This window comes from uncultured Mailhella sp. (genome assembly GCF_944324995.1).
In the GTDB taxonomy this organism is placed as follows: domain Bacteria; phylum Desulfobacterota; class Desulfovibrionia; order Desulfovibrionales; family Desulfovibrionaceae; genus Mailhella.
In genome coordinates, this window is sequence record NZ_CALUYL010000009.1 from 1 (window position 1) to 13,887 (window position 13,887).

Here is a 13,887-nt window from a genome sequence, read left to right on the forward strand (position 1 = left end):
ATGGAGCTCATGATCAGAATTGAACTGATGACCTCATCCTTACCAAGGATGCGCTCTACCAACTGAGCTACATGAGCCTTTCGTCTCTCGGCGAAGTGTGTAATTAGCAGGATGTAACCGGCCTGTCAAGTTTTCAGGAAAAAATTTTTCCCGTTTTTTATGGGAGTCTGGCTGGATGCTCGGCATCGTTTGATGAAGCTCCTTGCCCGGCTCCGGTTATGGGGCATCTTCGCCGTCGGGAGTCTTTCTTCGACAAGGCAGGAGGGGAAAGGCATGAATACGATTCAGAAGAATTGACGGCCTGGTGTCGTATCATGAATCCGGTGCGGTCCATGGAACAGCACCTTGAAACAGAAATTTTCGAAAGTGACGCAGCGAACCATGTTCTTATTTTGTGATACATGGTGTGATATACAAAAAAGCACTTATAAGACTTCTCTCATAAGTGCTTGAAATATCTGGTGCGCCTAGCAGGATTCGAACCTGCGACCCACTGCTTAGAAGGCAGTTGCTCTATCCAGCTGAGCTATAAGCGCGCTCCTTGTGTTGTAGGTAAGGATTGCCCCGCGGTCAAGCAAAATTTTTGATTTACTTCTTGAACCACAGCTCGATGCGCTGACGGAAGCAGAGGCTGAAGAAGCGGATGATGAATCCTGTCAGAAACGCCGTGATGACCGTGCCTTCCCGCAGACCGGCGATTCGTCCCAGGCAGGTCCAGCCGAGCAGGGCGGCGAGCACCACCAGCGACACGTCGTTGATGACCTTGAGATTGCTGAACGGCAGCTTGAGCCGATAGGCAAGCGCCAGCACGAAGCCTTCGCCGGGAATGACCATGGTGTTGCTGGTGATTTCCAGCGTGATGCCGAAAGCCATGACGGTGCAGCCGATAAGGGTCATGACGATGCGCAGCGGCCAGGTTTCAGGAATGAGCGTGTGGGTCAGCCACATGCCGAGGTCGATGAACATGCTGAAAATGAATACGCTGGGCAGCTGAAGAAACTGTCGAGGTCGGAAGGTCCGGCCGAGCAGGGGAATCTGGGCCAGCAGCATGAGCGTGTTGACGCAGAACGTGCCCGTGCCTATGGAGAAGCCGAAAATTTCGCCTACGACGTAGGGAACGCTGGAAATGGGAGTCGTGCCCAGCTGCGCGTTGGTGACCATGGCTATGCCGTTGCCCATGAAAAAAAGACTTAGCAGAAAGATTATCCAGCGCTTGCAGCGCTCCTTTGTGTGTGAAGTATTCATCCGTAATGCCGCTGAGAGAATTGTTGAAATAAATTAATATGATATTATTTTATTCAATACTGATTACAAACGCAAGCCGGTTCAAAAAGGAAGCCTGCCGAAAGGCAGGCTTGTCCGGCACGGAATGTTCATGCGCTAAGAATCGAGGGGAAAGCGCCTTGCAGAATGCGCGGCGTGCGGAACCTGCGTGATCGTCGATCGTTTGCGCCTCTGGAGAAATTTTGTTTTCGTCAGAAGTTCGGGTTGACCGCGGCTTTTCCGTCGCCGAGCATGGTGTGTACGTACTGCACGGTTCGTTCGTCCACCGGCACGATGGGAAAGCTGTTGCGGCATGAACCGCAGGTCACGGTCATGGGTTGTACGGGGGACACCAGCACCACTTCATTCTGGCAGTGCGGGCAGACATAGACAAAGAGCAGCGCCATGCTTTCGGGCTTTACCGGTTCGCTGTAGGTCATACCTTTCTCCGTGAACGATTCCAGAAAAGCGGGCCGGACAAGGCGTCCGGCCCGGTATGTCAGACAAGCAGATTGTCGCCGGTCATTTCCGCCGGGACGGGCACGCCCCAGAGCGTGAGCAGCGTGGGCATGATGTCGCCGAGCTTGCCGTTTTTGACGGGATGCGTCTTGCCGTCCTCCAGAATGAGAAGCGGCGTCTGATTCAGGGTGTGGGCCGTCTGCGGACGTCCTTCCTCATCGATCATTTTTTCCACGTTGCCGTGATCGGCCGTGATGCACAGAATGCCGCCGCGGTCCATGACGGCCTTTTCGATGCGGGTCACGCAGGCGTCCACGGTTTCGCAGGCTTTGATGGCGGCTTCAAGCACGCCGGTATGGCCCACCATGTCGGGATTGGCGAGGTTGCATACCACAAAGTCGTACTTGCCGCTGTTCCAGGCCGCAATGAGCTTGTCGGTGACTTCTTCGGCGCTCATCTGGGGCTTGAGGTCGTAGGTGGCCACGTCGCGGGGAGATTCGACAAGAATGCGGTCTTCGTTTTCAAAGGGGGCTTCGCGTCCGCCGCTGAAAAAGTAGGTGACATGGGCGTATTTTTCCGTTTCCGCGATGCGCAGCTGATGCAGGCCCATGTCGGCGACGATTTCGCCCATGGTCTTGTCGAGGTTGTGCTTGGAAAACGCCACGGGCGCGGTGAGCGTGGCCTCGTAGGAGGTCATGGAGGCGACGGCCGCCATGTCGGGCATGACGCCGCGGTCGAAGCCGGTGAAGTCGGGATCCGTGAGAGCGCGCACCAGTTCGCGGCCGCGGTCAGCGCGGAAGTTGAAGCAGAAGACGCCGTCGCCGTCGCGGATGACGGATTCGGCGGGATCAAGCAGAATGCGGGGCTTGATGAATTCGTCGGTTTCGCCTTCGGCGTAGGCGGCGCGCAGGGCTTCCTGCGCGTTCTCGACGCGCTGACCCTGACCGTGAACCATCATGTTCCATGCCTGTTCCACGCGTTCCCAGTGCTTGTCGCGATCCATCGCGTAGAAGCGGCCCACCATGTCGGCCAGGCGCGCGCCCGTTTTTTCAAGCTCGGGCTGCAGACGGGTCACATAGTCGATGCCGGAGCAGGGCGGGGTGTCGCGGCCGTCGAGAAAGGCGTGGACAAGCGCGGGCACGCCTTCGCGCTGCGCAAGTTCCAGAAGCGCGAACAGATGATTGATGTGACTGTGGACGCCGCCGTCGGAGAGCAGACCGCAGAAATGAATGCGGCCTCCGCGGGCGCGGACGCGTTCGCACATGTCGAGCAGCACGGGATTGCGGAACAGTTCTCCGCTTTCCACGGCCATGTCGATGCGGGTCATGTCCTGATACACGATGCGGCCGGCGCCGATGTTCAGATGACCCACTTCCGAGTTGCCGATGAATCCGGAGGGAAGCCCCACCTGACGGCCGGAAGCGTCCAGACGGCCCAGGCCGGGCATGGCGAGCAGGCGGTCAAGCGTGGGGGTATGAGCAAGGCTGGCGGCGTTTCCCGGTCCGGCGGGAGCCAGACCGTAGCCGTCGAGGATGAGAAAAAGGGTAGGTTTCACTACGGGCATCAATTGTTCTCCTTTCCTTCCGCTGCTGTGGCGGGCAGCGCTTCGGCGCCGGACCAGAGGGCCTCAAGATGGTACAGTTCCCTGACCGGCTCCTGAAAAATGTGGACGATGATGTCGTTGAGGTCCACGAGAACCCACTGTCCTTCCTGATAGCCTTCGGTGCGCAGGATCTCGAATTTTTCCTTCTTGCACATTTCCGAAAGACCGTCGGCGAGGCTGCGCGCGTGACGCGCGGAGGAGGCCGAGGCTATGATGACGATGTCGGCCAGCGGGTTGCCTTCGGGAAGCCGGAATACGGCCAGATCGCGTGCCTTGTGTTCGGCCAGCCACTGCTGAATGACGGGGGCCTTTTCGGAGGCGGGAAGCGTGGAATATTTTTTTTCTTTGGTCATGGTAGCCCTCAATGTGCTCGGTATAATCTATAGGAATGGGGCGTAAGCATACATCAATCGCAGTTGGAGCGCAAATGTGCCCGGGGGCTCTTCCCTTTTGGGGCCGGGCCCGGTATGCACACGGCAGAAGGAGCGAGTTATGGTTGATTTTCATATCGTGATTGCCCGGGGCGTTCCCGGGGCGGGACTGGACGCCGCATCGGCCCTGCGGTACGCCGCGCTGGCGGGTCTGCGCTTCGTGGGACTGGTCATGCCGAGCGGCGGTGACAATTTTTCCGAGCTGGAGACGCTGGCGGCACAGGTGCGTCGGCTCAGTCTTTACGCCAATGTGGAGGCCCGGACGGGCGTGGAACTTCGTCACGTGCCCCCGGCGCTTCTTCCGACCGTGACGGCGGAGGCGAGAAAGGCCGGTGCGGAAATCGTGCTTGCCTACGGCGAGACGCTCGGCGATCAGGTGGAGGAGGGCTCCAACATGGCGGCCGTGGAGGCGGGGGTGGATATTCTGACGCATCCCGGGCTCATTGACGCCGAAACGGCGGCGTTTGCCTCGGAGCGGGGCGTCGCCCTGGAGTTCACCTCATCGCCGAAGCACGCGTTGACCAACGCGCATACCGCAGGCATGGCGCTGCGTTTCGGCTGTCCTCTGGTGCGGGGGAGCGGAGCCGTCTGCGCGGCGGAAATGACGCCAAGGTCGTTCTGGATGCAGATCATCAAGGGAGCGGATGTGTTCGGTCAGCAGGAAGGAAAAAGCAATTTATTGAAATTGTTGGAAAAGAGTGAGCATACCCTGGCGCAGAAATTTATGACGCTCAGACGCCGGTGAAGAAAAAATTAAAAAAACGGCAGGAAACGCTTGACGGACATGCCGCATCCTGCTAATTACACACCTCGCCGAGAGACGAAATGCTCATGTAGCTCAGTTGGTAGAGCGCATCCTTGGTAAGGATGAGGTCATCAGTTCAATTCTGATCATGAGCTCCATTCTTCTCATTTTCGGTGCCAGAGTCGGGATGTAGCGCAGTCTGGGAGCGCACTTGAATGGGGTTCAAGGGGTCGCTAGTTCAAATCTAGTCATCCCGACCAGAATTTCAGGGAGCTGTGATGGTGAGTCACAGCTCCCTTCTCTGTTAAATTCTTCCTGCGCAGACATCCCTTTCCGCCGCGCCGTCTTTTCTCGTGCAGCAGGGGGGCTCAGAGTCCTCTCGTTTCTCCCTCCCGCGGACGCGTCGTTCCTTGCCTGTCTTTTTCTGCGTGCCCTTGTTCGTCAGCCCTGGTGTCTGCGGAAAAGTCAGTCCTGTCTGCAAAAAAGAGGGGAAGATGCGCCCTGGAAAAATGTTTTGGGGGCTTTTCCACGATGCTCGAAACGATTCAGCCGCACGAAGGGCTGCCGCACCAAAAGGTCGGCGCATCGAGAGACGCGGCTTTCGGCAATCAGATGTTGGCGTCGCCGGACATACCGTCCCCCGCAGGCGAAACACGATTCCTGAGGGCTTCGATGCATCCGATCTGTGGGCGAGCACGCTACGGCATGGATCGATACGATTGCTTTCTAGTGTTTCATCTTTGACTGTATCTTTATTTTCCTGCATGCTTTTTATAAGCATGACCGCTGAAGAATACTGTGCCTGATCGGCATTATTCATAAAAATAAACAGTAAGCACAAAGTGTTGATAAAAAAGTTCTGTTGCGGGCGTGGTGAAAGATTACACAAAGTGCTTTGCAGCATGCGTGCCGCAGCCGCGTTGACGCTGCCGGACCACGCGTCACAACGTCCGGACAAATTTTATTAATTTTGACGGGAGATTTACTTGCCTAGCGGCGTGAAAATGGGCAAAATACCTTGCTGACGCTGTAATACCCGGCATGCGTAGAACCGTATGCCGGAATTTTATCGTCCAAGGAGTGCATATGTCGAAACCCCAACAGCCCGTCGGGGCTATGAACCGCTTCCTCAACGCCGTGGAAGCCGCAGGCAACAAACTGCCTCACATCACCATGCTTTTCATCTATGCACTGGTGATAGCCATTATTTTGTCCTTCCTCCTGTCGTTCGTCTCGTTTGACTACAAGCATCCGAGCACGGGAGAAACCATTCGCGTCCTCAACATGCTCAGCCCGAAGAATCTGCTGGATCTTGTGGTTTCCTCGGTCAAGAACTTCATGAACTTCCCGCCGCTCGGCATGACCATCGTGGCCACCATGGGCATAGGCATTGCCGAAGGCAGCGGATTCATTCACGTGCTGCTTAAAAAGCTGCTGAGCATCATTCCGCGAAAGATCCTCACTCCCGCCGTCATCGTCGTCTCCATTCTCTGCCACATCGTGTCCGACTCCGCCTATGTGGTGCTCATGCCGGTTTCCGCGCTTATTTTCTACTCCTGCGGACGTCATCCTCTGGCGGGTATCGCCTGCTCCTTCGCCGGTCTGGCCGGCGGCTTCACCGCAAGCTATACGCCTTCCATCATCGACCCCGTCATGCAGAGCTTCACGCAGGCGGCCGCGCAGACTCTTGATCCGACGTATTCCGTCAACGTGCTGTGCAACTACTTCTTTGCTCTGGGCGGCACGTTCTTCGTCATCGCCGCGTGCTGGTATGTCACGGACAAGATCGTCGAGCCCCGTCTGCGCATGACCATGCCTCTCGACAGCGGTCTGGAAAACGATCCCGATCTGCAGCTGAATCCCATCAGCCCCGAAGAACAGCGCGCCTTCCGTCGCGCCTGCCTCACCTGGCTGGCCTTCATTCTGCTGTTCTTCGCCATGTGCTGGCCGGAACATTCCCTGTTCCGCGCTCCCGACGGCAGCCTGACCAGTCCCAAGGCTCCCGCCATGCAGGCCATTGTTCCCCTGCTGTTCCTGTTCTTCGCCGTGCCCGGTCTGGTGTACGGCTATGCTTCCGGCTCGTTCAAGAACAGCACGGACGTCATCAAGTCCATGGAACACGTGCTGACCATGCTCCTTTCCTTCATCGTGTTCGCGTTTTTTGCCGCGCAGTTCCTGTACGTGTTCGGCAAGTCCAACATCGGCACGCTGCTCGCCATCGCCGGCGCGGAGTTCCTGAAGAACATGGGCCTGCCTTCGGGCATGACGCTGTTCGGCATCATTCTGCTGACCGGCATGCTGAACATCCTCATCACGTCGGCCACGTCGAAGTGGGCCATTCTGTCCACCATTTTCGTGCCCATGCTCATGATGCTGGGCATTTCTCCCGAGCTCACTCAGGCCGCGTTCCGCGTGAGCGACTCCGCCGTGAACGTGTCCACGCCGCTGTTCCCGTTCTATCCGCTGCTCATCATGTACTGCCAGAAGTACGCCAAGGCCACGGGCGTGGGCACGCTCTGCTCCATGATGCTCCCCTATACGGTGGCGCTGCTCGTGGTGCTCACTTTCGTGCTGTACATGTACTGGATGATAGGCATTCCGCTGGGCTTTGACAGCGGCTATGTGTATCCTCCCGTCAAGTAAACTCTCTTGCATCAAGAAGGCAAAAGTCATGAAACATGAATACGCCGACGAACTGACGGAACGCTTTTTGCGTTATGTCGCCGTTCCTTCCGAAAGCAATCCCGCCGCGGGCGTGGTTCCGAGCACGGAAGGACAGCGCGAACTGGCCCGTCTTCTGGCAGGCGAACTTCAGGCCATGGGGCTTGAAGACATCGAGATCGATGAACATTCCATCCTGACCGCCAAACTGCCGGGCAACGTGTCCGGCGCTCCGGCCGTGGGTTTTGTCGCTCATCTCGATACCGTGCCCGTCTCGCTTTCGCCCGAAGTGCATCCCCAGATGCTGCACTATGAGGGCGGAGACGTCTGCCTGAACGCCGAAAAGGATATCTGGCTGCGTCTTGCCGAACATCCCGAGCTCGCGGACTACGCGGGTCAGGACATCATCTTCACCGACGGCACCAGCGTGCTCGGCGCGGACAACAAGGCCGCCATCGCCAACGTAATGACCATGCTGCACGTGCTCTCTTCCGGCGACAGACCGCACGGAGAAATTCGCGTGGCCTTCGTGCCCGATGAAGAGATCGGCCTTTGCGGCTCCAAGCTGATGGATCTGAACAAGTTCAAGGTCGATTTCGCCTACACCATCGACTGCTGCGCCGTGGGCGAACTCGTGTATGAAACGTTCAATGCCGGCAGCGTGCTCTTTGAAATTGAAGGCGTGACGGCTCATCCCATGTCCGCCAAGGGCGTGCTTGTCAATCCGCTGCTCGTGGCCACCGATATCATCAACTGCTTCGACCGCAAGCAGACGCCCGAGCACACCGACGGCAAGGAAGGCTACTGGTGGTTTACCGGCATGGAATCCAACAGCAGCCGCTGCACCCTGCACATGAACATTCGCGACTTCGACAAGAAGTGCTACGAAGCCCGCAAGAAGTACGTGCAGGACGTGGTGGACTTCACGCGCATCCGTCACAAGAGAGCCAAGATCAAGGTGACGTTTACGGACGTGTACGGCAACATTGTGGAATCGCTCGGCGAAGACAGAGCGCCCATCGACCTCATGTACGAAGCCGCGCACGAAATCGGCGTGGAGCCGAAGACCATCGCCATGCGCGGCGGAACCGACGGTTCCGCCCTGTCCGCCAAGGGCCTTGTGACCCCCAACTATTTCACCGGCGGGCTGAACTTCCATTCCAATGCGGAATTTCTGCCCGTTCCGTCTCTGTGCAAGTCTCTTGAGATGACGCTCAAGATTCTGGAGCTTGCAGCGAAGAAATCCGCCTGCTGATTTTTTTGACAGCAAGATGAAAAGCGCCTCGCGTCCTTGTCGGCCGGGGCGCTTTTTTCATGCCCGAAAACATCCGATCGGCGAGGCGAATGGGAAAGGTCCGCGGTTCGACAAAGACGTGTCATCCGGCGCGCCGGGCGGCCGTCTGCCGGGAAAGCGGAGATGGGAACGGCAAAGAGCGGGAACGCGTGGCACGGTGGAAAAGCGCGTCGATCTGCGTCAACGATGGCGAGCAGGTGTTTCGGATGACTGCCGCAGGCAGGGGGGCATGCGTCCGTGCAGAGTTGCAGGGATGATGTTCGATGCGGGCGGGGCGGAAAATCTCCGGCGGTTAAACAAGATCCGGCGGCGGAGATGTTCCGTCACCGGATCGATATTCGTGAAAGCGATGTTTCCTTTAGCGCTCGCGGGAAGAGCAGCAGCCGGTCTGACAGGCGGCGGGAGCCTTGCTGAAGTGGATGAGGCAGAGCATGACGCCCATGAGGATGAGGGCGGTGCCGATCCAGAAGGAGAGGGACACGGCTTCGCCCAGGAAGAGAATGCCGAGAATGGTGGCCGTGAGCGGCTGAACCGGATAGAAGGCGGAGCATGTTCCGGCTTCTATGAGGGACAGACTCTCGTTCCAGAGCAGATGGGCGACGCAGGTGCACATCACGGCCATGTACAGCAGCGAAGCCACGACTCCGGCGTCCCAGACGGCGGGCGTGTGCATGAGTTCCACGGCGGAGGCGGGCAGCGTGAACACGAGGGCGACGCCCATGCTCCAGGCGGTGATGATGAGCGGATGGTACTTGTGTCCGATCTTGCGGATGATGATGGACACGTACGACCACAGAAGCACGGAAATGAGGGAAAGGATGATGCCCGTCATCATGTCGCTGCCGTGAACGCCGCCGATGATGAAGTAAACGCCGACGATGCCGAGAGCAAGGCCGATGACCTTCTGGATGGTGAGGCGCTCATGCAGGAAGATGGCCGCCATGATCATGATGACGATGGGATTCAGGGAATTGACGAGCGCAGCGAAGGAGGCGTTGGAAAACTTGGTGCCCAGGAGCTGGAGCACCAGAGCCACGAAGTAGCCGAAGAAGCCGATCATGAAGATGTATTTGTAGTCCTGACGCTCAACGGGCCGGAATTTCTTTATGCGTATGAGCACGAGGAGCAGCAGGAAGGAAATGGCGTACCGCACGAGGGAAACCGTGAAGGGCGGCACCTTGTCGAGCACGTATTTGCTCACGACGTAGAGACTGCCCCACAGAAAGAAGGTGAGGAAGAGGTAGAGATAGACGAGTCTTTCATGCAATGTTTTCATGGGACACTCCGGGGCGGGAAAAGCCGGTCAGCTCTTCTCGTCGACAAGGGAAAGGTTTTTCCAGTTTCCGCGGCGGAAACGGACGATGAATATACCGGCTCTGCACAGTTCGTCGGCGCTCATGGCCACCCATACGCCGATGATGCCGAGCCCCAGAACACTGCCGAGAAGCCATGAACCGCAAACGGCCACGGCCCAGCAGAAAATGATGGCCAGCGTGGTGGGAAAAAGTACGTCGCCGCAGGTCTGCAGGGCGCGTACCATGACGATGTTGATGGCGCGGCCTATTTCCAGCGCAATGTCGATGAGCATGACGATGCGGCAGAGGTGGATGACGTCGGCATTGTCGGTCAGAAGGTCGAAAATGGTGTTCGCAAACAGGGCGATGACCGCGGAAATGGCGATGGACGCCGCGCAGGATACCACGGTGACCCAGACCACGAGTTCTTCGGCTTCCTGATGGCGTTTAGCGCCGAGCGCCCGGCCGAGCAGAATCTGCATGGCCTGGGAAATGGCCGAAGTGAACAGGTACGAGCACATGGCGAGCATGGTGGCGTAGGTTTTCACCACGGCTTCCATGGTGCTGAACGTGTTGATGATGGCCAGAATGACGATCTGACTGAAGGAATAGGAAATGGATTCCCCGCAGGAGGGAAGGCCGATTTTGAGTATTTTGAACAGTTCCGAGCGGCGGCAGCGGAAGAGCTGCGTTATGGAGAGGTTGAGGCGCAGATATTTTCTGACCTCATAAAAAAGAATGAGGGCGCCCATGAGGCGGGAGATCACGGAAGGAATGGCGACGGCCACGGCGCCCTGCATGCCGAATCCCCAGAGGAAGAGGGCGTTGCCGCTGATGTTGATGATGTTGAAGAGAAAGGCCACGAAGAGGCACTGCTTCATGTAGGTGTTGCTGCGCAGATAGGCGCTCAGCGACAGCATGACGGCCTGAAGGAAGAGGCCGCTTCCCGTGATGCGCAGATAGATGACCGCTTCGTCCATGATTTCCGGCTGAACGTGGATGGCGGAAAGCACGGGCCGTGCGAGCACGGCGAGCAGCACGCCGATGGAGAGGCTGACGGTCAGATTGAAGTAGAAGGAAAGCACATAGACCTGCTGTTCCTTTTCCTTGTTGTGCGCGCCCTTGTACTGACTGATGAGGATGAGGGACGCCGCCGAGAGCACGGACAGACTGACGGCCAGCATGTCGAGAATGGTGTTGGCCTGATTGATGGCCGTGGCACTGTAGTCGTTGCCGACCATGATTTTGTCCACGTTGCCCACGAGAAGCTGCAGCACGAGTTCCAGAAAGATGGGCAGGGTCAGTCTCAGGAGCAGGCGGATGTCGATATGTTGTTTCTGAAGCCGGAACATGGAACGTAGGGGATGCGGTGAAAGGGGCGGGGTGCCCGCGGGCGGAATGCGCCTTGCCGGAACAGGGGCGGGAGCCTCAAGCTTTGGAGGTCGGGCGCAGTCCGCGGTCAATCTGCTCCGGAAGGCGGAGCTTGTAAAGAGCAATGGGGCGACAAAACGTCGGACGAAGATCGGCAGGATTGCCGAAGTCTGTTCAGAGTCCCGTCGCCACGGCGACAATCATGACGATAATGGCCATGAGCGTCCACAGAAGAAAGAGCGGAAGAACCCATCCCGCCCATCTGCGGTAATCGAGGCCCGCCATGGCGATGCTGGCCATCATGGTGCCGTTGGTGGGAAAGATGACGTTTGAGAGCCCGTCGCCGAGCTGGAAGGCCAGCACGGCTGTCTGACGGGAAATGTCCACGACGTCGGAAAGCGGAGCCATGATGGGCATGACCACGGCGGCCTGACCCGATCCCGAGGGAACGAAAAAGTTGAAGAGAAGGTTGAAGATGAACATGACCGGCGCCACGAGCACGCTGTGCAGGCTGTTCAGCGCGACGGCCATGCCGTAGATGATGGAGTGGAGAATGTGCCCTTCGCTCAGCACGACGGAAATGCCGGTGGCAAGGCCGATGAGCATGGCGGAAAAGGTCATCTGACGGGCTCCCTGAAGGAATCCGGCGACGAAGCCATTCATGCCCATGCCGGTGACGAGGGCGCAGAACATGGCCACGAGCATCATGATGCCCGCCATGTAGTTCATGCCCCAGTGCCAGGAGAGGGAACCCCATACATAGATGCCGAGTCCCGCCACGAGGCCGAGCAGGGCGAGCGCGTGACGGCCGTTGAACGCCGGAGTGTCGTTTCGGGGAGCGTCGGGGGCGGCGGAAGTCGGCTCTTCGTGCGGCGCGCGGCTGATTCTGCGGGCGTAGCGCACGATGAACAGCATGGTGGGCAGCAGAAAGACCAGCCACACGACGCTGCGGAATCCGAAGCCCGAGAGCATGGGCAACCCGGCGATCTGCTGGGCGATCTGCACGGTCATGGCGCACACGGGGCTGGTGGCGTAGCCGCCGTAGGCCGCAAGAAACATGATGGCCACGCCCGTGATGCTGTCGGCGCCGAGCCTGCGGGCAAGAATGACGCCGATGGGAATGGTGGCCACGACGGGATTCGCCATGACGCCGGAGGCTCCGAGAATGCTCATGATGACGATGACGGCGGGCAGAATGAGAAAGGAGCGGGTTCCCAGCCTTCCGACCAGCCAGCTTATGAAGGCGTCCACGGAGTTGCTGGCGATGAGCACCTGAAAGTAGCCGCCCACGAGAAAGGTGAACACGATGATGGGACCGGCCTTGACCATGCCGGCGAATACGGCGTCCACCAGGCCCCAGGGAGAAACGCCTTGCTGGGGAATGGCGTGATAGGTGGCCGGATCAAGGAGCTTTGTGCCTGCAATGAGATCGTATTGCCCCGCGGGAATGACGTGTGTCAGCGCGGCGGCGAGGATCATCATGGCGAAAACGATGACCAGCGAGTTGGGAAACTGAAATTTTTTTGCGGAAGTGTTCATGGCGGGATCGTCGGTTGTCGGCGGAAAAGGTTACGCGTTGTCGTCCGGCAGGGAGAGAATGGCGGCAACGAGCTTTTTGCACTGGGGCACCAGGGAGGAGAGCAGGGCGTATTCCTCCTTCGTATGGGCATTGGCTCCGCCTATGCCCAGAGCGCATAGCGTGGGAACGCCCGTCTGCGTGACGAAGGCGCTGTCGGAACAGCCGCCCGTGGAGACGAAGAAAACCGGTCCGTAGCCCAGTTCGCGCGAGGCTGCATCATAGACGGCAGCCAGCGCGTCGGTTCCCGGCGTTTTTTCCATGGCGGGGTAGCGGGCGAGCACCGTGAAGGAGGCCGAGGTGCCGGGCAGGGGTGTTTTTGCGCACAGGCGCTCAATGTTTTTCAGGGCGTCGTCGTAGTCGGCGTTGGAGCGGTAGCGCAGGCCGAGAGAGATGGAGCAGCTGTCGGGAATGATGTTGGAGCCCGTGCCGCCCGTAATTTTGCCGCAGTTGAACAGATTGCCGTCCGGGGTGGTCAGTGATTCCAGATTTTCCACCAGACGCGCCGCCGTACGTATGGCGCTCGCGCCCATTTCGGGATTGCGTCCCGCGTGGGCGGCTATGCCTTTCACGTCGATGCGGATCACGGCTCCGCCCTTGCGCTGCGTGACGACTTCATTGCTTGTGGAGCCGCTCTCGCAGTTGAAGGCAAACGCGCAGTCTGCGCATTCCTGCTCGAAAAGCTGTCCGCCGAGGCCGCCGGACAGCATGTGTCCGCTTTCCTCGTCGCTGGAAAGGATCAGCTTGATCTGGCGGTCATGGTAGCGGCAGGCTCTGAGGGCCTTGACGGCAAAGAGCGCAATGACGATGCCGCCCTTGCAGTCGAAAACGCCCGGGCCGTACAGCTTGTCGCCGTCCTGCCGGAACAGCTCGGGCCAGCTTCCCGCGGGATGCACCGTGTCCATATGGGCAATCAGCGCAATGGGACGCTGCGTTCCCTGCCGCGTGCAGGCCGTCAGGGCGTCGCCGGCTCCGTCGTAGTGCGTTTTGCGGCACGCCATGTCCATGGCGTCGCAGTAGGTGTCGAGATGGCGTGCCAGGCGGCTGACGGCGTCCTTGTCGGCGGAGGGAGTTTCCATTTCCACCAGCCTTTTCAGAAGCTGGAGCATTTCCGCCTGCCTGCCGTCGAGGTATGCCATGGCCTCGCGCCACAAAGTCTTGTTGTTCATAGTCGGCCGCTCTTGTGTTT

General features: G+C 58.6%; 12 protein-coding genes and 4 tRNA genes. 5 read left to right on the forward strand and 11 right to left on the reverse strand.

The genetic code is table 11. The annotated features are described in order from the left end of the window. Position 1: 1 nt before the first annotated feature. The 6 genes from Q0K02_RS05275 to rsfS form a co-directional block, all read right to left on the reverse strand. A tRNA-Thr gene (locus Q0K02_RS05275) sits at positions 2–77 on the reverse strand. 382 nt (positions 78–459) lie between these two features. After that, a tRNA-Arg gene (locus Q0K02_RS05280) sits at positions 460–536 on the reverse strand. Between the two features lie 52 nt (positions 537–588). Beyond that, positions 589–1,245: a DUF6198 family protein gene (locus Q0K02_RS05285; RefSeq protein WP_294485716.1), complete on the reverse strand. Its 657-nt coding sequence runs from the start codon at positions 1,243–1,245 to the stop codon at positions 589–591. A gap of 230 nt (positions 1,246–1,475) precedes the next feature. Next, the gene (locus Q0K02_RS05290; protein ID WP_294485718.1) at positions 1,476–1,703 is read right to left on the reverse strand and encodes a hypothetical protein; all 228 of its coding nucleotides are present in this window, start codon (positions 1,701–1,703) and stop codon (positions 1,476–1,478) included. A 59-nt stretch (positions 1,704–1,762) separates the two neighbouring features. Further along, entirely contained in the window at positions 1,763–3,286 is a 1,524-nt protein-coding gene (gpmI, locus tag Q0K02_RS05295) for a 2,3-bisphosphoglycerate-independent phosphoglycerate mutase (RefSeq protein WP_294485719.1), read from the reverse strand. Further along, a complete protein-coding gene (gene rsfS, locus Q0K02_RS05300; RefSeq protein WP_294485721.1) occupies positions 3,286–3,678 on the reverse strand; it encodes a ribosome silencing factor in 393 nt (130 codons plus the stop codon). Before rsfS ends, gpmI begins: the two co-directional genes overlap by 1 nt. A gap of 139 nt (positions 3,679–3,817) precedes the next feature. Between rsfS and Q0K02_RS05305 the strand changes: the two genes are divergently transcribed. The 3 genes from Q0K02_RS05305 (at position 3,818) to Q0K02_RS05315 (ending at position 4,761) form a co-directional block, all read left to right on the forward strand. Then, on the forward strand, positions 3,818–4,501 hold the full coding sequence (locus Q0K02_RS05305) for a histidinol phosphate phosphatase domain-containing protein (protein ID WP_294485724.1): 684 nt from the start codon (positions 3,818–3,820) through the stop codon (positions 4,499–4,501). Positions 4,502–4,583: 82 nt separating this feature from the next. Further along, positions 4,584–4,659: transfer RNA gene (locus Q0K02_RS05310), tRNA-Thr, on the forward strand. A gap of 25 nt (positions 4,660–4,684) precedes the next feature. After that, positions 4,685–4,761, forward strand: a tRNA-Pro gene (locus tag Q0K02_RS05315). A 44-nt stretch (positions 4,762–4,805) separates the two neighbouring features. On the opposite strand, the gene Q0K02_RS05320 is transcribed toward Q0K02_RS05315, so the two are convergent. Further along, positions 4,806–5,405: a hypothetical protein gene (locus Q0K02_RS05320; RefSeq protein ID WP_294485726.1), complete on the reverse strand. Its 600-nt coding sequence runs from the start codon at positions 5,403–5,405 to the stop codon at positions 4,806–4,808. Between the two features lie 182 nt (positions 5,406–5,587). Here Q0K02_RS05320 and Q0K02_RS05325 point away from each other — a divergent pair, with 182 nt between their 5' ends. Next, entirely contained in the window at positions 5,588–7,144 is a 1,557-nt protein-coding gene (locus Q0K02_RS05325) for an AbgT family transporter (protein ID WP_294485728.1), read from the forward strand. 28 nt (positions 7,145–7,172) lie between these two features. After that, the gene (pepT, locus tag Q0K02_RS05330) at positions 7,173–8,417 is read left to right on the forward strand and encodes a peptidase T (protein ID WP_294485730.1); all 1,245 of its coding nucleotides are present in this window, start codon (positions 7,173–7,175) and stop codon (positions 8,415–8,417) included. Between the two features lie 397 nt (positions 8,418–8,814). Here pepT and Q0K02_RS05335 read toward each other — a convergent pair whose 3' ends face one another. The 4 genes from Q0K02_RS05335 to Q0K02_RS05350 form a co-directional block, all read right to left on the reverse strand. Then, positions 8,815–9,732, reverse strand: a complete 918-nt coding sequence (locus Q0K02_RS05335; protein ID WP_294485731.1) for a DMT family transporter — start codon at positions 9,730–9,732, stop codon at positions 8,815–8,817. 27 nt (positions 9,733–9,759) lie between these two features. Next, entirely contained in the window at positions 9,760–11,103 is a 1,344-nt protein-coding gene (locus tag Q0K02_RS05340; protein WP_294485733.1) for an MATE family efflux transporter, read from the reverse strand. A gap of 193 nt (positions 11,104–11,296) precedes the next feature. Next, a complete protein-coding gene (locus tag Q0K02_RS05345) occupies positions 11,297–12,661 on the reverse strand; it encodes a Na+/H+ antiporter NhaC family protein (protein WP_294485735.1) in 1,365 nt (454 codons plus the stop codon). 30 nt (positions 12,662–12,691) lie between these two features. Next, positions 12,692–13,867, reverse strand: coding sequence for a M20/M25/M40 family metallo-hydrolase (locus tag Q0K02_RS05350; protein WP_294485736.1), 1,176 nt, complete (start codon positions 13,865–13,867; stop codon positions 12,692–12,694). Positions 13,868–13,887 lie beyond the last annotated feature (20 nt).

Bases quoted from the DNA above. Each gene is read 5' to 3' on its own strand.
- Q0K02_RS05285 (WP_294485716.1), bottom strand. From the start codon at position 1,245: ATGAATACTTCACACACAAAGGAGCGCTGCAAGCGCTGGATAATCTTT.
- Q0K02_RS05290 (WP_294485718.1), bottom strand. From the start codon at position 1,703: ATGACCTACAGCGAACCGGTAAAGCCCGAAAGCATGGCGCTGCTCTTT.
- gpmI (WP_294485719.1), bottom strand. From the start codon at position 3,286: ATGCCCGTAGTGAAACCTACCCTTTTTCTCATCCTCGACGGCTACGGT.
- rsfS (WP_294485721.1), bottom strand. From the start codon at position 3,678: ATGACCAAAGAAAAAAAATATTCCACGCTTCCCGCCTCCGAAAAGGCC.
- Q0K02_RS05305 (WP_294485724.1), top strand. From the start codon at position 3,818: ATGGTTGATTTTCATATCGTGATTGCCCGGGGCGTTCCCGGGGCGGGA.
- Q0K02_RS05320 (WP_294485726.1), bottom strand. From the start codon at position 5,405: ATGCTGCAAAGCACTTTGTGTAATCTTTCACCACGCCCGCAACAGAAC.
- Q0K02_RS05325 (WP_294485728.1), top strand. From the start codon at position 5,588: ATGTCGAAACCCCAACAGCCCGTCGGGGCTATGAACCGCTTCCTCAAC.
- pepT (WP_294485730.1), top strand. From the start codon at position 7,173: ATGAAACATGAATACGCCGACGAACTGACGGAACGCTTTTTGCGTTAT.
- Q0K02_RS05335 (WP_294485731.1), bottom strand. From the start codon at position 9,732: ATGAAAACATTGCATGAAAGACTCGTCTATCTCTACCTCTTCCTCACC.
- Q0K02_RS05340 (WP_294485733.1), bottom strand. From the start codon at position 11,103: ATGTTCCGGCTTCAGAAACAACATATCGACATCCGCCTGCTCCTGAGA.
- Q0K02_RS05345 (WP_294485735.1), bottom strand. From the start codon at position 12,661: ATGAACACTTCCGCAAAAAAATTTCAGTTTCCCAACTCGCTGGTCATC.
- Q0K02_RS05350 (WP_294485736.1), bottom strand. From the start codon at position 13,867: ATGAACAACAAGACTTTGTGGCGCGAGGCCATGGCATACCTCGACGGC.